This window comes from Brevundimonas sp. GW822-FHT03E11 (assembly GCF_058801445.1).
In genome coordinates, this window is record NZ_JBXANG010000001.1 from 83,969 (window position 1) to 100,359 (window position 16,391).

Genomic DNA, 16,391 nt, shown 5'->3' on the forward strand with positions numbered 1-16,391 from the left:
GAACTAGAAACGGTACCGCGCGCCAACCGTGACGTACCGACCGATGACGTCGTAATACGGCGAATAGAGCGACCCGACCGGCGGGTCCTTGTCGAACAGATTGGTCGCATTGGCGTACAGCTCGACCCCGTTTGCGCCGTAGTGCGCCAGGTCGGCCGTCAGCCCCAGATCGACATAGGTGAAGGCGTCGATGTGGTTGTTCGAGATGGCGACGGTGCTGTTGTAGTCGCCCGCCGAGATGTAGCGCGCGCGCAGGTTCGCGCCGAACACCTCGCCCTTCCAGCCGAGGCTGGCGTTGACCCGCAGCTTGGGCACGCCCAGGCCGAAAGAATAGCCCTGGGATTCGACATATTCGATCTCGGTCACGCCGTCGTCCGTGGTCAGGCTGTTCACCCAGGTGCCGACCAAGCGCATCGTCACCCTGCCCGTCGCGCCCGGAACCCAGAGGTCGGCGTCGGAGGCGTAGGAGGCCTCGGCGTCGATCCCGTCCGTGTGGTACTCGGCCAGGTTCACATAGGTGGACATGGTGCGGACCAGATTGCCCGCCGAGTCGCGCTCGACCTTGGAGCACAGGTCGAGGTTGCCGTTGTAGCAGCGATTGACCAGATCCTGCGGCGCGATCGTCGTGATCACGTCGTCGATCTTGATGTCGTAATAATCCAGCGACAGGTTCAGGCCTGGGATCGAAGGCGGCGAATAGGTGACGCCCAGGGTCAGTGTATCGGCGGTCTCCGGGCGGAGGTTGGGATTACCACCGCCGTTGTTCAGCGTATAAACTAAGGCCCCGTTCTTGGCCGGGTCATTGATGTTGTTCCAGCCGGTGGTGGTGGTGGTGAACAGCTCCGAAAGATTGGCCGAACGGATATCGCGCGACTGGGTCATGCGGCCGCGGAAGCCGGGGAAGAACTCGTTGGTGGCGCCGACCTTCCAAGACCAGATCGAGCCCGTGGTGTCGTAGTCCGAGATGCGGGCTGCAGCATTGAACTGCAGGTCGTTCAGGATCGGCAGATCCTTGACGATCGGGACCAGGACTTCGGCGAAGGCCTCCTTCACGCTGAACTCGCCGGACATGGCCGAGAAGCTGAACGTCTTGAAGGCCTTTGCCGCGTCCAGCTCGCCGATGCGCTGATCGGTCTGCTCCTTGCGGGCTTCCAGGCCGACGGCGATCGACACGTCGCCGGCCGGCAGGCTGAAGGGCTCGCCACGCAGGCTGACGCCGGCGACGTCCAGCTTGGTGGTGGCCCGCTGCTGAGGCGTGCCGGTGACATAGTCGATGGCTTCCTGAGACGGCGCGCCCAGGCCGAAGAGATTGATCGGCACGCAGCCCGAATTGGGATTGGTCAGGGTCACGCGGCAGACGGCTCGACCGCTCACGGGATCGATAACGGAATCGACCGCATTGGCGAATTCGGTCTTCAGCAGGAAACCGGGCGTATCGATATTATTCTCGAACTCGCCGTGGCTGTAGTAGGCGCCCCAGCGCCAGCTGTCGCCGAACTCGCCGTCCACGGCCAGAGTGGCCTGGGTGGTGACGCGCTCGAAATCGATCGTGGAATAGGACAGATCGGAGTTGAAACGTCCGAAGGTGAAGGACGTCTGGCCAGCGGCCGCCATCTGCTGCTTGATCGTGGACGACAAGAAGGCGTTGTCGATGCTGATGGTCAGGTCGCCGCGATCGTGATCGCCGAACCAGACATAGTCGTTCCACATCCGCGAGTGACGGACGTCAGCCGTGACCCGCAGCTTGTCATTGATCTCATAGACGGCGCTGGCCAGCCCGGTGTAGCGGCGCTGCGGCGTGACCAGGGGGCTGAGATCGTCATTGGACGGACCTTCGCCGCCGATCGAGTTGGTTCCGCTGACTGTGCCGTAATCGAAAGGCCGAAGCGTGCCGTCCGGGTTAAACACCTTACCGCGGTTCACGCCCGACAGGATCAGACCGCCGTAAGCGGCGTTGGCGAAACCGACGTCCGGCTGCAGGGCGCCGTTGACGGTGGCCCATCGGCCGATATTCGGGCGCGACGCTTTGGGGATGACGCCTTCGTTGTCGAGGTATTCGCCGCCGATGACGAAATGGCCGCGCCCGTCGGCGAAGTCTGCGCCCCAGGCGCCTTCGAACCGTTCCTGCTCAGCGTCGTCGTAGGAGGACACGCCGTATTCGGCGCCCAGCTTGCCGCCGGTGAAATAGCGATCGATGCCGATGTTCACGACGCCGGCGACGGCGCCTGAGCCCCAGGCGGCCGATGCGCCGCCCGTAACCACGTCGACGCTCTTGACCAGCACTGACGGCACGGCGTTCAGATCGTTCTCGCTGGACACGCGACGCCCATCGATCAGGACCAAGGTCCGGTTGATGCCCAGGCCGCGCAGATCGACCGGCGCATTGCCCGCACCGGTGTTGGTGCCGGTCGTCTGGGCCGATGTGGTGGCGCGGAATTGAGGCATGTCGTTGAGGGCGGCGGCGATATTCGGCCGCGCGCCGACCGACAGATCCTCGGCGGAAAGATGGATGGTCGGCGTCGGCGCCTCGAAGCCGGCGCGGTCGATCCGCGAGGCGGTGACGACGATGTCATCGACCGAGGCCGCATCCTCTGGGGCGCCCGCCTCCTGGGCATGGACAGAGGTGGCGCAGGCCATCAGCGCGATGGCGCTGCAATAATAGGTCAGGTTGCGATTAAGACGAGACAAAGCGAGATTCCTCATGGCGACGACGCCCCTCCCCAGGGTTGCCCAATGCGACCGGCGCTCTGCGGCGCCTGTTCGCCCCCGCTGTCATTGGGCCTGAGAGTTTCGGGCCGTGCGCCGACCCTTTCTCCTTCGGCGAGGCCGCATCCCCCGGATTCGACCTTCTCTCCAGCGTTCCTTCAGCAAGACGGTCCGTTTGCCTGAGCGTTTCCGGGGCGGTTGCGCCTTCGGCGTCGGCGGGAACCGATCTCTCCCGCCTTGCTGAAGCGAGTAAGATCGACCAACGAATGCCTGTCAAATCGGCACGCCTCGCAAGGCTAATGCTTCTATTTTCACATTCATGCAATTACATGCCGCTTTTGAAGCGCGTCAGTCGTTTGTCGCCGAGCGACTATCGGTCACCGCAGGATCGGTGAAAGCGAGGTGACAGAAACACCGCCTTCAGAAGAAAGAGACTTATCCACAGGAAAGCCTTAGGGCGCCCTAGGGTCGTCCGGCGCCCGTTCCGCCGCCTGCATGGCGGCCCGCCAACGCTGCAGAAGCCCCTCGCGACGCGCCTGATCAAGATTGGCGAGCAAGGCCGGTCCCACACGGACCGGCCGAGCGCCGGGGATAGAGGTGCGACGCTCGGTAAGAATGTCGTCGCGAGCCGGGCGGACCCCCAGGCCGGCGATGATCCTCTGCCCTTCACGCGATAAAAGAAAATCCAGAAAAAGCCGGGCGGCGTTGGGGTGGGCCGCGTTGCGGGGTATGAAGGCCACGCGCGAGACGGACAGATGATAGTCCTCTGGCGTAACCAGGCCGATATCGGGCGCCCGGGCGACCCACGACGCCCCGTAAGACTGGTTCATATTGTAGGCGAAGGCCATGCGGCCCTCAGCCAGTTGGCCCATCATCCTTTGGCCGGACGTATCGGCACGCGGATGAGTAGACCCCAGGGCAGTCATCAGGGCCCAAGCGTCGGGATAGATCTGGATGTCGGCCGACAGTTGCAGAAGCGCCACCCCGCTGCGTTCGGCGTCATACAGGGTGACCCGGCGGAAAAACCGGTCCGCGTCGGTAGACAGCCGTTCGAGCAGTTGGGCGTGGCTGCGCGGCACGATCTCCGACGGCAACCGCCTGCGATTATAGGCGAAGACGACGGGCTCGGCCGTCACACCGAACGCCTGGTCTCGCCAGACCGAGCCGTCCGGCATGGCCGCCCGATGCGGCGATCGATAAACTTGGGCGTAGCCGTCATTGATCAGCTTGACCTGCACGTCCATCGCCGTGCTCCAGACCAGATCCGGCCCCTCCAGTCCGGAGGCGGCGCGGGACTGGACTCGGTTCGCGATCAGGGTCGAGTTGATGTCCTCGAGCCGCACCGCGATCTCGGGCCAGCGCCGTTGAAACGCCGCCAGCACAGGCCCCATCAGGCTGGTGTTCGTGAGGATGTGCAGCCCGCCCTCGCGCCTGGCCAGCCATCGGACGCGGGGCGCCGTCGCGACCCCGTCCGGCTCGCCCGCGCAGGCCGAAACCCCCGCCCCCGCGAGTCCGAGAAGCAGATGTCGGCGGTCCGTCTTCACCGGGGCGGGTTTCCCGCTATTGTACCGCTCATGATCCGCTCCTTCGCATCGCCATGAGAATACTGGTCGTCGAGGATGACAAGGCGCTTCAGCATTCGCTCGAGGCCAGCCTTCTGGCGGTCGGTTTCGAACTCCGCTCCACCGACAGCGGGGACCAAGCCCTTCATCTGGAAGCGACGGAGCGGTTCGACGCCGCCGTGTTGGACATCGGCCTTCCCGACATCGACGGTTTCGAGGTCCTGAAGGCCTTCAGACGGCGGGGATCGCAGACGCCCGTCCTCATGCTGACCGCGCGCGACGCCCTGGGCGACCGGGTGGCGGGACTGGATTTCGGCGCTGATGACTATCTCGTCAAACCCTTCGCCCCTTCGGAACTGATCGCCCGATTGAGAGCGATCGTGCGTCGACGCCAGGGTCGGGCGGCGGGCGCCGCGATCGTCGGCTCACTGGTCTGCGACTGGGACGCCGGCCGGGCCCAGGTCAATGACCGGGAGCTGTCGCTCCGTCCGCGCGAATGGGCGGCCCTGCGCGTTCTGGCCTCGCGCGCTGGCCAGGTGGTGGATCGGGAGTTGTTGGCGGCCGAAGTCTTTCCGCAGGATGAGGCTCCCTCGCTCAACGCCCTGGAGATCCATGTCGGTCGGCTGAGGCGCCAGTTGCAGCCTGACGGCCCCGCCGTGACCAATATCCGCGGTCGCGGCTATCGTCTCGATCCATGAGCGAGGCGCCCGGCTCGCGCCGCCCCCACAGTCTGGTGACACGTCTGCTGATCGCCCAGGTCGCGCCCCTGGCCCTGTTCGCCGTCGTGGTGCTGGCGGTCGGGGCTTGGACGGCCCACCGCGTGGTGGCGGAGACGGCCGACCGCCTCCTGGCGGGGGCGCTGCAGACCATCCGGGAAACGGTCTCGGTCGCCGACGGCAAGGTGACTGTCGATGTCGCGCCCTGGACTCTGGGCCTGCTCGACGGTCCCGAGCGGGACGCCGTCTTCTACAGTGTTCGCGAGGGCGACCGACTGATCACAGGCTATGAGGAGTTGCCGCGCCTGCCCGACGCCTCGTCGGATGCTCCGGTCTTCGCCGACCTGTCCGTGCGCGGCGTGCCGGTTCGCATGGCCCAGCAAACCCTGACGATCCCAGGAAGACCCGCCCCCGTCATCGTGTCGGTGGCTCAGAGCCTGGACTCGCGACGCGCCAGCCTGTTGGATCTATATCGCAGCCTGCTGCTGCCACCCACCCTGCTCGTGCTGTTGGCCGCGCTTCTGATCTGGCCGGCCTTGAAGTGGGGCCTCAACTCGCTCAAGCGGCTGATCGACGACCTGACGCGCCGCCCCGGTCCCCATGCCGACTTCGCACCCGCCGACATCGACCTGGCGCCCCGCGAGTTCCAGCCGGTGCTGACCGCCTTCAACCATCTCCTGGCGCGGCTCGAGGCCTCGACGTCGGGGGTTCAGCGCTTCGCAACCGACGCCTCGCACCAGTTGCGCACCCCGCTTTCGGTCGTGGCGGCCAATCTCGATCTGCTGGCGGGCGCGCCCAGGACCTGGACCGCGCGGGAGAGGCGTCTGATCGACGACTCCCGCGAGGCGGTCGCCGGCATGACCCGGCTCGTCGGCCAGTTGCTTTCCACGGCCCGGGCTGACGGCGCCCGGATCAAGTCGTCTGCCGACCTGGGCCGGGCGGCGCGGCGCGCCTTTCAAATGGCTAAGGCGCGCCGGTCCGCCCCGAACGGCGCTCTACGCCTTCGTCTTCCGGCAGAGGCCGTGGTCGTTCTGGGCGCCGAGGACCTCATCGCTGAACAGATCCTCAATCTTATCGACAACGCCTTCCACCACGGCGCGCCGCCCGTCTTCGTGCATGTGCGAACAACGGGCGCGGTCTGCGTCTGGGATCACGGCCCCGGCGTCGATGAGGCCGCCCTTCCCCGCCTTACAGACCGATTCTTCCGCGCCGCGCCCTCCCAGGCGTCCGGTTCCGGCCTCGGCCTCGCCATCGTTCGCACCTTGGCGGAGGCCCAAGGCGGGCAGTTCGGTTTATCCAACCGCAGCGGCGGGCGAAGCGGCCTCGTCGGGCGACTGACTTTCCAACCCAGTGCGGAAGAATGAGTCGTCGAAACGACAAGCCGTTCTGAAGGTGGACGCGCGCCACCGGATCGGGAGCGCCGTTCGCACCGACGGCGGCTGAAGGCGGCTTCGATCGATGTGCGGTTTAAGGCGGCTGCGCCGAAGACCCTCTCGCCAAGCCCCACCAGAGGGCTTTCGGTTTTGTCGGATAGCGCCCGTCGGCCGCCACAGCCCTGCGCGGCTTCGGTCGCTGGACCTTTGCTTTGTCTAGGTCCAGACAAAGCCTGACCAAGAAGACGCGGGAGGCGCCTGAGATGGGTGGCACGAAGGCCTCGGACGAATAGGCCGCAACGACGAACCCGTTGTTGCGGCGATCTGCTGACCTCCACCCGGCTGATCGCCGTCAAATCCAGCATTTGACGCGAAGCGATCCCTCATGTCCGACAACCGGCCCATTTGGGCCCACGCCCTTCCGACCGCCATCCTGCTGATGGCGCCCTTTGACCTGCTCGCCTCGCTGGCGATGGACATCTATCTGCCCGTGACGCCGGCCATGCCGGCCGCTTTGCAGGCCGATCCACCCGTCATCCAGCTCACGCTCAGCGTCTACCTCCTCGGCCTCGGCCTCGGGCAAGTCATCTTCGGCCCGCTCTCAGACCGGTTCGGTCGGCGGCCTGTGCTTCTGTCCGGCGCGCTCACGTTCGCGGTGACTTCGGGCCTGTTGGCGATGGCGGCGTCAGGCTGGGCGTTCGTCGTCCTTCGGCTTGCTCAGGCGATGGGCGCCGCGGCGATGCTGGTGGCGACCTTCGCGACGGTCCGTGACGTGTACGGCGACAAGCCGGAGAGTGTCCGGATCTATGGCCTGTTCAGCGCGATGTTGGCCTTTGTGCCCGCGTTCGGACCCGTGCTCGGGGCGCTCGTTTCAGCGCAGTTGAGCTGGCGGGCGATCTTCTGGTTCTTGGCCGCTTTGACGCTTCCGCCGCTGATGCACGCGCTTTGGCGGTGGACGGAAACGCGCCCTTTGGGCGAAGCCTCTCGCCCACGCCCGGTCCCCATTCTCCGCAGTCGGACCTTCCAAATCTACACCTTGGCGTTTGGAGCCGCGATGGGGTCCTTCTTCGTCTACCTCTCGACGGCGCCACGCATTCTTGTCGAAAGGGTGGGACTTTCGGGGCTTGAGTTCAGCCTCGCCTTCGCCAGCACGGCTTTCGTCATGATCGTCGCATCCCATGCCGTTCGCCCTTGCTTGGACCGATGGGGGGTGGCGGGGGCCGTTCAGAGGGGCATGGGCCTGCTGCTCGCAAGCGCCCTGTGTTTCGGCGCGAGCGCCGCCTTCGGCGAGCCCTCCATAGGGAGCGTCATCCTCCCGTCTTGGATCATGGCGGTGGGGATCGTCCTGACCGTGTCCGTCTCGGCGAATGGCGCCCTCGAAGCCTTCGGCGATCAGGCGGGCCTGGCCGTCGCGCTCTACTTTGCGGGCCAGAGCCTGATCGTAAGCCTCGTTGGGACCCTGGCCGTGATCCTATTCAACGGCAGCACAGTTTGGCCTCTGGCCGCCTACACGCTGACACTGCCAACCCTCGTGCTACTGGGTCTCAACGCATCACGGAAATCCTGAAACCCAAGAGATCATCACGGATCGAACAGGCGGCTGCAGCTCAACGTCGCCAACTCAGGGCGTCGCCTGCGCTTCCGTCTCGATCTCGTTTCTGAGCCAACGCAGACCGTGATCATGGTCCCGCCGGTCATGCCAGACCTGGACGAGCGCAATATGGGCGAGGTCGATCGGCGGCGCGCCGAGGACCAAACCCTTGTCCAGCCGCGCCTCAAGGCTTCGGCGCGCCGCCGTCAAGACCAGGCTTGTGCCTCGCACGATCCGAGGGGCGACGGACCAGTGCGGCAGGGTGAAGATCACCCGACGAGCGTGGCCCAAGGCTTTCAAGGCGGCGTCCACCTCGCCCCTGTCGTCCGGCGACGCCGCCACCGCCACATGAGGTCGGGACAGATAGTCCTCCAAGGTCGCCGGCAGGCCCGCCGCCTCGTCGGCAAGACAGGCGAATTGATCAATGAAGAGATCCGAACCGCGCAAGCCCTCGTCCCGCACGCCCGGATAGACGCCGATCGCCAGATCGATCTCGCCGGACCGAACCGCCCCGAGGGCGGCCTCGCGGCCCAGGGACACGAGCCGCAAGGCCGCACCCGGCGCCGTTTGAACAAGGCGCCTGACCAGCCCCGGCAATAGAACCTCGGCGGCGTAGTCGGACATCGAGACCCGGAACGCCCGCCTAAGGGTCTGCGGGCTGAAGACCTCGTCCCGCAAAAGCCCTCCGAGCACGGCGAGGGCCTCGCCAAGGGGCGCGGCCAACGCCCGTGCGCGCGCGGTCGGCTCCAGCCTCCCCGCTCTGCGAACCAGGATCGGATCATCAAGCAGAGCCCGAAGACGCGCCAGAGCCTGGCTTACGGCGGGCTGGGTCTTGTTCAGCCTCAGCGCTGCACGGGTCACATGGCGCTCAGAAAGCAAAGCGTCCAGCACCACGAGCAGGTTGAGATCAATGCCGGCGAGTTCATTAGTCATTCGCATGATCGTTATACCAAACACCCATTTCCATACGGAATGCGAATAAACGAAGGTCGGCGCGATCACCAAGGGAGCGCCCGATGTCCGATACACCCACCTTTGACCGCGGCCTGAGCCACATCGCCCTGGTCGTCCGTGAGATGGACCGCAGTCGTGAGTTCTATGAAACCTTCGCCGGCTTGCGGCTGGTGCATGAACGCCCTGCGGAGGGCCGTATCAGCCGCGTCGCCTGGCTGGCCGATCCCCACACCGCGTTCACGGTCGTGCTGGTCGAATCAAACCAGCTCGACGACACGCCGCTCGGTCCCTTTGGGCACATTGGACTGGCGTGCCGGGATCAGGGCGAAGTGGACCGTCTCGCGGACCTCGCCAGGCGCAGGGGCGTCCTGCGGTCTCCGCCCGTTCAAAGCCCGCCTCCGGTCGGCTACTGGACCTACATCAGCGACCCAGACGGAAATACGCTGGAGCTATCCTTCGGACAGCAGATTCGGTTCACGGGCCGTCAGGGCGCCGAAGGACATTAAGCCGAGCGGCAGCGAGGCGCGCCTCAGCATCGGATTGACTCTCGCGCTATTTACGAAATTGTAGGTAGTCAATCAGCGCGTGTAGAGGAGGTATCGATGCTGAGAACTACGCTCATGGCGGCCGCCGCCGCCTCCATGATCAGCCTTGTTTCGGCGGAACAGGCTCAAGCAGGCACCTTCTATCTGCCGCCCCCCGGGGTGACGGGGCCGGCGACCGGGACCGTCACCTTCCAAACCTTCATAGGACCGGTCACCTGCTCGGTGCGATCGAGCTGGCGAATGCAGAGCGGTGCGCCGTGGTTGGGCACGTCAACCCTGACGGGACCGAACTGCTTCCTGGTGACCCTGAATGGGTTTGGAAGTCTGGTCGCCCCCACGCCGTCCACCCTGCCGTCGGGGATTAACAGCCAGGTGATCCTGAACTGGAGTGTGTCAGGAGGATCCACCTGCATGTCCTCCATGTCGCCCGGAATCTTCGACAATCCGACTTCGACCGTCAGCTTCACGGGGTCTGGGGTGAGTTGCGTCGCCTCGGGAACCTTGACGTTTCCAGGGCTGACGCTTCTTCCTTAGGCGCGTCGAGCAAGTCGTCGCTGGCCGCCAAGCTCGAGAAGGCGGGTCCTGTCGTGTCAGGCAAGCCCCAGCGACGCGCGCGCAAGAAGCGAAAAACTCGGCAGTCTTATGCCCCCTCGACGATGTTCAGCGTCGTGACGGTCCCCTGAAAAATGCGTCTGGAGCGCATGTTGCAGCTTGTAGAACTCTGCCAACCGATAGCGCTCCGCATGGCTGACTCGTCCTTTTAGTCGCCATCATTACTGGGTGTGCGGTCTACTGAGCCAGAGAAGAGCGTAAGCCAAATCGTCGTATGGGGTTGCCTCGCACTCGCGGTAAGGCGGTCGCCGACCAGTCGCGCCGCATTCGACGCCAAGGCCGAACGGCTGGTCTCTCAATACGATAGCTATGAACCTCTACCCGGCGTTCACCTGGACGGGCGCCGATCTCTCGGCGAGAACCTCGCAGATTTGGTCGGGGTGACCCTGGCGCTTGATGCGCTCCGGCTGCATGCGGCGGAGACCGGGATGGACATGAACGCCCGGTTGGACGGCTTCGCCGCAGAGCAGCGCTTCTTTCTGGGATGGGCGCAGTTCTGGCGCACACAGACAACTGAAGACGCCCTGAGGCGTCAGTCTCAGAACAGCTACCACTCGCCGGCGCGTTACCGCGTCAACGGCGTCGTCCGCAATCTCGACGCCTGGTACGCCGCATTCCATGTCGGGCCGGACGCGGCTCTGGATCGACCACCAGACGAAAGAATGGTGGTTTGGTAGCGCCTCGGATTCACGATCAGAACTCGGCGCTTGCGAAAAGCGTATGCGCCCAACGTCGCCTTTGAGTCACGCCGCGTCATCCAGCCTGACCCCGGCTGATTAGAACTCATCCAGAGGCAATCCGAAAGGTGGGTACAGACGTGGGAACAATTCAAGATTGTGGCTTATGACATTGTTTTTATTTATTTAACCTACAAAGCGGACACTGCTTCCGCCGGCGCCCCGTCAGGCCGGATCCGTTCGCCCCAGATGCACCTGCCCTCGCCTTCGGGCCAGCTCGATCTGTCTTTGCCGCTCCGCATAGCGCAGCCTCTGGGCGTCGTCGCGCGTGTCCCTGCAACGGTCGCAACAGACGCCTTCGATGAAATGGGGCGAGGCCCGCCCCGCCGCGTCCACAGGCATGCGGCAGCCCCGGCAAAGCGTGTGCTCGCCCCGGACCAGACCATGTCCGACTGACACCCGCTCGTCAAAAACGAAACAGTCGCCCCGCCACAGGCTGTCGGCGGGATCGACCTCTTCCAGATAGCGCAGGACGCCGCCTTCCAGATGGTGGACGTTCTCCACCCCTTCCGCTTTCAGAAAGGCGGTCGACTTTTCGCAACGAATGCCGCCGGTGCAGTACATCGCGACCCGCTGCGGCTTGCGTTCGTCCAGCAGCGCCCGGCCTTCCGTGCGGAACCAGTCGGGAAAGTCGCGGAAGCTGCGGGTGTTCGGCTGCACCGCCCCCTCGAAAGCGCCGATCTCGCCCTCATAGTCATTGCGGGTGTCGATGACCAAGGTGGTCGGATCAGCGATCAGGGCGTTCCAGTCCTGAGGCGCCACATAGACCCCCGCCTGGCGCGCGGGGTCGAGATCGGGCTGACCCATGGTCACGATCTCGCGTTTGATGCGGACCTTCATCCGGAGGAAGGGCGCCTCCCCCGTCCAGGCGTATTTGACGTCCAGATCGGCGAACCCCGGCAAGGCGCGGATCTCACCCAACACCGCCTCAATCCCCGCCTCCGGCCCGGCGATCGTGCCATTCAGCCCCTCGGTCGCGACCAGAAGCGTGCCCTTGACGCCGTACGCGTCGCAGACCGCCTGAAGCCGATCCCGCACCAGGACAAGCTTGCTCTCCCCTATCGGCGCAAACCGATACAGGGCGGCGACTCGAGTCTGAGGAGAGGCGAAAGCGGGGTCTGTCATCGAGAAAGCTCTGATCGCCGCCGCCGGAGAATGGCGCGCCCTGTAGGACTCGAACCTACAACCGTCCGCTTAGAAGGCGGGTGCTCTATCCGGTTGAGCTAAGGGCGCTCGGCAAACGCCCGACGTCAGTGCGTCCAGGGCTGTTTGCGATTGGTTGCGAAGTTGTCGGCATAGGCCTTGATGATCGTCGGCGCCTCGTGCGGCTCGTGCAGCCGGAACGGAATGCCGTGACGTTCGGCATAGGCGACGGCCTCTTCCTTCGAATCGAAGGTCAGGCGCACCTGGCCGTTCATGTCGGAGCTGCCCGTCCAGCCCATCAGCGGGTCGATCGTGCGGGCCGAGGCCGGTTCGAACTCCAGGCGCCAGTCGCGGCTCTTGGCCTTGCCGGACTGCATAGCGGTCTTGGCCGGGCGGTAGATGCGGGCGAGCATGGCGAAATCCCTAGTGATCGGCAGGTCCTGTGGACCTGCCATAACGCGCGCCGGACACGGAATCCAGCGGCCGTTCCATGGTCGGGGCGAGAGGATTCGAACCTCCGACCCTCTGGTCCCAAACCAGATGCGCTACCAGGCTGCGCTACACCCCGGACCGAACGGAGCGCTCTATTGGCACTTCAGCGCGCAATCCGCAAATCATGGCTTGAAATAAGGGTGCAAAACCTTGTCGCCGGGCTTGGCGCCGATCTCGGAGGCCCGCCCCGCGCGCAGTTCCAGAACCCCGTTGGCGGCGCCGTTCGAGGGGATCGGCGTCTCGGAAAAGGGCGTGGCGTGCGAGGCGATGGAGACGATTCGCCCTTTCGGATCTATATAGAGAATGTCCAGCGAACTGGGGGTGTTGCGCATCCAGAAGCTCTGTTCGCGCGGCGGCTCTCCCGGCCATTGGAACAGCATGCCCTGATCGTCCGCCAACGGGGGACGGAACATCAGCCCGCGCTGCCGTTCGGGCTCATCGTCCGCGATCTCAACCCAGAAGGCGTGTTCGCCCGAGGCGGTGACGACCGCCAGCCGCTGCATCGGCTCGCCGTTGACGCCCACCGGCGCCTTGGCGGCGCACCCAGCCAGCGCCAGCGCCATCAAGCCGGCTGAAAACACACGTCGCACCAGATCGACCATCCGCCCTCCGGGGCGGCCTTCAGCCGCCCGTTCTGATTTCCGCCACCACCAGCCCCTTGGGGCCGCTGGCGAACCGCACCTGAACCACGTCGCCGGGAACCAGATCGTCCAGCCCGCAACGGCGCAGTGTCTCTATATGGACGAAGATATCGCCGGGTTCGCGATCACGCACCACGAATCCGTAGCCCTTGGTGCGATTGAACCATTTGACCACCGCGGGCTCCAGCGTCGCACCGGGGTCAAGCGCCGGCGCCGGCTTGTCGGCCTCGGTCCCGAGCCGTCTCGCCACCGCCCCGACGTCGCCGACGCCCAGTTCGTGAACCTGGACGGCCTGCCATCCCTTGGCGCGCCGCACGCAGTCGCAAACGATGGGCGCGCCCTCTTCCGCATGGTCGCGCCCCTTGTCTCTCAGACTGCTGATGTGCAGCAGCACGTCCCGCAGATCGGTCAAAGTCGGATCGTCCGGAACGATGAAGCCATAGCCCTTCGTCGGATCGAACCATTTGACGCGACCGACGACACGAACGGTCTCCGCCGTTTCCATCCCGTGGTAATCAGTCAACCTAATACCCCCGTCCGCTCCTCTACGGACCCTTGGATTCCGTTTAACACTGTTCCGCGAATCTTTGGAAAGCGGAATCTGGCCGCAGGGGGTGGGAATGTTGAGCGAGGTTAGCAGAAACGCCTCGGTTGTGTCGCACAAACGACACCAATCCGGCGCACCGCTCAACGATTGAATTGGCGAGGATTTCTATAGGTGAGGCGGCAGGCGGCCAGGCCCTCAGCTTCACCGCGTGGCAGTCCCTAGGGGAATCGAACCCCTCTTTTCAGGTTGAAAACCTGACGTCCTAACCGATAGACGAAGGGACCGCTGCGCGGGAGAGCCGGCGATATAGCCGCGCCCTCAAAAGGGTGCAAGCGCGGATTTCGAGTTTTTCAGCAGCCTGGTCTCGAAGCGGCGACCGTCATATGCGACGGGGATCGGCCACGTCCTCGATCTCGAACTGAACGCCGCGCCGGCCGTTCCAGTCGTCCGCCTTCAGACGACCGACGACATTCAGCCCCCCCTGGCCCGACAGCAGGGCCCGGCCGATCGGCAGATCGGCGCAACGCCAGGCCACCGCGCGGACGGACGCCCCGTCAGGACCGACCAGACGACAGCGCACATGACCGCCGCTCATCTGCACCGCCTCCCGGGCCTGGACCCCGGCCAGGGCGAAGACGGGTTCGGGATTGGCCGGACCGAACGGCGCCAGACGTTCGAACGAATCGAACAGATCGCGGCGAGCGGCGGCCGGATCAATCAGGGCGTCGATCTCCAGCACATCCATCGCCACGGCGTCTTCTCGTTCGCCGGACAGCCGCTCCGCCAGAAAGGCGGTCAGTTCGGCCAGTCGGCCGCCCTCGACCGTCAACCCGGCCGCCATGGCGTGGCCGCCCCCGGCCAGCAGCAGCCCTGCTTCCCAAGCCGCCTGGACCGCCCGGCCCAGGTTCATGCCGGGCTGGGACCGGCCCGACCCCTTGCCCACTCCCGTCACCGGGTCCAATCCAACGACGATCACGGGCTTGCGCCAGCGTTCCCTCAGACGCCCCGCCACAATGCCGACCACGCCGGGATGCCAGTCTTCGCCGGCGACCACGATCACGGGCGTGTCATCGACGTGCGCCCCGCTCGCCTCCACCTTGCGCACGGCGGCGTCGGTTACAGCGCGCTCGACGTCGCGCCGAGACAGGTTCAGGGCGTCCAGCTCCTGCGCCAATTGCTGGGCCTCGGCCGGATCATCCGTCGACAACAACCGAGCCCCCAGGTCCGCGCGCCCGATCCGACCACCTGCATTGATGCGCGGCCCCAGGATAAAGCCGGCGTGATGGCTCTTGGCCGCGCCCTGTTCCGCGCCCGCAGCGGCCAGAAGCGCGCGCAGACCGGGATTTCTCCAGTCGCTCATGACCTTAAGACCCAGGCTGGTCAGGGCGCGGTTGAACCCCGTCAGGCCGGTGACGTCGCAGATGGCCCCCAGGGCGGCGAGGTCCAACCACTGGCGCAGGTCGGGCTCAGGCCGGTCGGCGAACAGGCCTCGCCGCCGCGCCTCGCGGTTCAAGGCGGCCAACAGCACAAAGACCACCCCGGCCGCGGCCAGATTGCCCTGACCTGAGTTGCAGCCGGGTCGATTGGGATTGACCACCGCCAGGGCCTGCGGCGGCTCCGACCGCATCAGATGGTGGTCGATCACCACGACCTTCAGGTCGATGGCGGCGGCATGGGCCAGGGCTTCGTTCGCGGCGGCGCCGCAGTCCACCGTGACGACCAGATCGGCCCCGGCCGCCTTCAGCGTGTCGAAGGCGCGCGCCGACGGGCCGTAGCCTTCGGTCAAGCGATCAGGGACGTACAGAGGCAGGTCGGCGCCCATGGCCCGGAACCAGCGCACCAGCAAGGCCGCGCTCGACGCGCCGTCCACATCATAGTCGGCGAAGACATGCACCCGAGCCTTGGCCAGCAATGCATCGACGATCGCCTCGGCCGCCCTGTCCATATCCATGAAGCTGGACGGATCGGGGAAAAGCGCCCGCAGGGTCGGGGTCAGAAAATCCGCTCCCTGATCGGCGCCCACGCCGCGCGCCGCCAGCGCCCGCGCTACCGGCTCCTCGAGACCTAGGCCCTGACGATGGGCGCGAATCAGGGCCGGGTCCGCCGGGCGTTGCCGCCAAGCCCGCCCGGACAGGGACTGGGACACGCCCAGGAAACCGCTGTCGATCTTGAAGCCGCCGTCGTCCGCCATCATCGCATCATCCGGGGATTCTCCGCCCCGGCGACCGCCTCATGGGATCGGTCGGCGATCGACCGGCGGCGGCGCCTTGGCGCGATCTCTCAGTTCCTGAGCGAAGGCCTCGATATCCGCCTGGGTGCGGGCCGCGTCGGGCGATACGGGAACGGCCCCAACCTGGGCGCGGACAGCCGCGGCTTCAGCCTCGGCGTCGGTCATCGTCCATTCGATTCGCGCCGCCTCCTGCGCAAGGGTCGAGCCCTCGGCCTGGAGCCGATCGATTGATCGCCCGACCTCAGCGACCTGCGGCAGATCGGTCGGGGCGGCGGGGAAATCACGCCAGCGCGGATAGTCTCGATTGGCGTCGACCAGAGCCTGGACGCGCGGCGCGATCGGCGAGGCGGGATCGGTGTCCAGACCCAGCGACCGCGCACAACCGCCCGAGGCTGCGATGAGACCCGTCAGACAAACGACGGAGGCGGCTCGCCTCATTTTCGGCCCGCCGGCTTCATTTTAGATAAGTGCGCGTTCATTTCGAGGTTCGTCTTATGCCATCATCGTCCTCTGCGGAAGGGCGCGGGTTCGAACCGGCGTGA

At 65.6% G+C, this 16,391-nt stretch carries 15 protein-coding genes, 3 tRNA genes and 1 riboswitch; of the genes, 6 read left to right on the forward strand and 12 right to left on the reverse strand.

Annotation, left to right across the window (positions count from 1 at the left end):
- Positions 1-3 precede the first annotated feature (3 nt).
- Together AC1RKE_RS00430 and AC1RKE_RS00435 are read right to left on the reverse strand one after the other, a co-directional pair.
- Positions 4-2,688 carry a TonB-dependent receptor domain-containing protein gene (locus AC1RKE_RS00430; protein ID WP_348684294.1) on the reverse strand — a complete coding sequence of 895 codons (2,685 nt, stop codon included), beginning with the start codon at positions 2,686-2,688 and terminating at the stop codon, positions 4-6.
- 175 nt (positions 2,689-2,863) lie between these two features.
- Positions 2,864-2,951, reverse strand: a riboswitch (glycine riboswitch).
- A gap of 207 nt (positions 2,952-3,158) precedes the next feature.
- On the reverse strand, positions 3,159-4,250 hold the full coding sequence (locus AC1RKE_RS00435; RefSeq protein WP_054765937.1) for an ABC transporter substrate-binding protein: 1,092 nt from the start codon (positions 4,248-4,250) through the stop codon (positions 3,159-3,161).
- A 53-nt stretch (positions 4,251-4,303) separates the two neighbouring features.
- On the opposite strand from AC1RKE_RS00435, the gene AC1RKE_RS00440 reads away from it, so the two are divergent.
- From AC1RKE_RS00440 to cml, 3 genes are all read left to right on the forward strand, one after another.
- Positions 4,304-4,966, forward strand: a complete 663-nt coding sequence (locus tag AC1RKE_RS00440) for a response regulator (RefSeq protein ID WP_054765938.1) — start codon at positions 4,304-4,306, stop codon at positions 4,964-4,966.
- The gene (locus AC1RKE_RS00445; RefSeq protein ID WP_395942319.1) at positions 4,963-6,348 is read left to right on the forward strand and encodes a sensor histidine kinase; all 1,386 of its coding nucleotides are present in this window, start codon (positions 4,963-4,965) and stop codon (positions 6,346-6,348) included. Before AC1RKE_RS00440 ends, AC1RKE_RS00445 begins: the two co-directional genes overlap by 4 nt.
- A gap of 394 nt (positions 6,349-6,742) precedes the next feature.
- Complete coding sequence (gene cml / locus AC1RKE_RS00450; protein WP_395942317.1) at positions 6,743-7,924, forward strand: CmlA/FloR family chloramphenicol efflux MFS transporter; 1,182 nt, start codon at positions 6,743-6,745, stop codon at positions 7,922-7,924.
- 54 nt (positions 7,925-7,978) lie between these two features.
- Here cml and AC1RKE_RS00455 read toward each other — a convergent pair whose 3' ends face one another.
- Complete coding sequence (locus AC1RKE_RS00455; RefSeq protein WP_348683704.1) at positions 7,979-8,881, reverse strand: LysR family transcriptional regulator; 903 nt, start codon at positions 8,879-8,881, stop codon at positions 7,979-7,981.
- 83 nt (positions 8,882-8,964) lie between these two features.
- Between AC1RKE_RS00455 and AC1RKE_RS00460 the strand changes: the two genes are divergently transcribed.
- The 3 genes from AC1RKE_RS00460 (at position 8,965) to AC1RKE_RS00470 (ending at position 10,736) form a co-directional block, all read left to right on the forward strand.
- A complete protein-coding gene (locus AC1RKE_RS00460; protein ID WP_348683703.1) occupies positions 8,965-9,408 on the forward strand; it encodes a VOC family protein in 444 nt (147 codons plus the stop codon).
- A gap of 114 nt (positions 9,409-9,522) precedes the next feature.
- Positions 9,523-9,981, forward strand: a complete 459-nt coding sequence (locus AC1RKE_RS00465; protein WP_182713122.1) for a hypothetical protein — start codon at positions 9,523-9,525, stop codon at positions 9,979-9,981.
- A 248-nt stretch (positions 9,982-10,229) separates the two neighbouring features.
- Positions 10,230-10,736 (forward strand): M13-type metalloendopeptidase, encoded by a 507-nt coding sequence (locus tag AC1RKE_RS00470; RefSeq protein ID WP_348683702.1) that lies wholly within the window; start codon positions 10,230-10,232, stop codon positions 10,734-10,736.
- Between the two features lie 225 nt (positions 10,737-10,961).
- On the opposite strand, the gene trhO is transcribed toward AC1RKE_RS00470, so the two are convergent.
- The 9 genes from trhO to AC1RKE_RS00515 form a co-directional block, all read right to left on the reverse strand.
- Positions 10,962-11,921, reverse strand: coding sequence for an oxygen-dependent tRNA uridine(34) hydroxylase TrhO (gene trhO / locus AC1RKE_RS00475; RefSeq protein ID WP_348683700.1), 960 nt, complete (start codon positions 11,919-11,921; stop codon positions 10,962-10,964).
- A 31-nt stretch (positions 11,922-11,952) separates the two neighbouring features.
- Positions 11,953-12,029 (reverse strand) — tRNA-Arg (locus AC1RKE_RS00480).
- Positions 12,030-12,046: 17 nt separating this feature from the next.
- A complete protein-coding gene (locus AC1RKE_RS00485; protein WP_054765943.1) occupies positions 12,047-12,352 on the reverse strand; it encodes an ETC complex I subunit in 306 nt (101 codons plus the stop codon).
- Positions 12,353-12,430: 78 nt separating this feature from the next.
- Positions 12,431-12,507: transfer RNA gene (locus tag AC1RKE_RS00490), tRNA-Pro, on the reverse strand.
- A 46-nt stretch (positions 12,508-12,553) separates the two neighbouring features.
- Positions 12,554-13,033 carry a DUF192 domain-containing protein gene (locus tag AC1RKE_RS00495; protein WP_183217292.1) on the reverse strand — a complete coding sequence of 160 codons (480 nt, stop codon included), beginning with the start codon at positions 13,031-13,033 and terminating at the stop codon, positions 12,554-12,556.
- Between the two features lie 19 nt (positions 13,034-13,052).
- Positions 13,053-13,577 (reverse strand): cold-shock protein, encoded by a 525-nt coding sequence (locus AC1RKE_RS00500; protein ID WP_183217423.1) that lies wholly within the window; start codon positions 13,575-13,577, stop codon positions 13,053-13,055.
- Between the two features lie 251 nt (positions 13,578-13,828).
- A tRNA-Glu gene (locus AC1RKE_RS00505) sits at positions 13,829-13,903 on the reverse strand.
- Between the two features lie 95 nt (positions 13,904-13,998).
- Complete coding sequence (gene recJ, locus AC1RKE_RS00510) at positions 13,999-15,810, reverse strand: single-stranded-DNA-specific exonuclease RecJ (protein ID WP_348683710.1); 1,812 nt, start codon at positions 15,808-15,810, stop codon at positions 13,999-14,001.
- 39 nt (positions 15,811-15,849) lie between these two features.
- On the reverse strand, positions 15,850-16,287 hold the full coding sequence (locus tag AC1RKE_RS00515; protein ID WP_054765950.1) for a hypothetical protein: 438 nt from the start codon (positions 16,285-16,287) through the stop codon (positions 15,850-15,852).
- Positions 16,288-16,391 lie beyond the last annotated feature (104 nt).

Excerpts from the sequence above, each read along its gene's own strand:
- AC1RKE_RS00440 (WP_054765938.1), top strand. The coding sequence starts at position 4,304 with ATGAGAATACTGGTCGTCGAGGATGACAAGGCGCTTCAGCATTCGCTC.
- AC1RKE_RS00445 (WP_395942319.1), top strand. The coding sequence starts at position 4,963 with ATGAGCGAGGCGCCCGGCTCGCGCCGCCCCCACAGTCTGGTGACACGT.
- cml (WP_395942317.1), top strand. The coding sequence starts at position 6,743 with ATGTCCGACAACCGGCCCATTTGGGCCCACGCCCTTCCGACCGCCATC.
- AC1RKE_RS00455 (WP_348683704.1), bottom strand. The coding sequence starts at position 8,881 with ATGACTAATGAACTCGCCGGCATTGATCTCAACCTGCTCGTGGTGCTG.
- AC1RKE_RS00460 (WP_348683703.1), top strand. The coding sequence starts at position 8,965 with ATGTCCGATACACCCACCTTTGACCGCGGCCTGAGCCACATCGCCCTG.
- AC1RKE_RS00465 (WP_182713122.1), top strand. The coding sequence starts at position 9,523 with ATGGCGGCCGCCGCCGCCTCCATGATCAGCCTTGTTTCGGCGGAACAG.
- trhO (WP_348683700.1), bottom strand. The coding sequence starts at position 11,921 with ATGACAGACCCCGCTTTCGCCTCTCCTCAGACTCGAGTCGCCGCCCTG.
- AC1RKE_RS00485 (WP_054765943.1), bottom strand. The coding sequence starts at position 12,352 with ATGCTCGCCCGCATCTACCGCCCGGCCAAGACCGCTATGCAGTCCGGC.
- AC1RKE_RS00495 (WP_183217292.1), bottom strand. The coding sequence starts at position 13,033 with ATGGTCGATCTGGTGCGACGTGTGTTTTCAGCCGGCTTGATGGCGCTG.
- AC1RKE_RS00500 (WP_183217423.1), bottom strand. The coding sequence starts at position 13,577 with ATGGAAACGGCGGAGACCGTTCGTGTCGTCGGTCGCGTCAAATGGTTC.
- recJ (WP_348683710.1), bottom strand. The coding sequence starts at position 15,810 with ATGGCGGACGACGGCGGCTTCAAGATCGACAGCGGTTTCCTGGGCGTG.
- AC1RKE_RS00515 (WP_054765950.1), bottom strand. The coding sequence starts at position 16,287 with ATGAGGCGAGCCGCCTCCGTCGTTTGTCTGACGGGTCTCATCGCAGCC.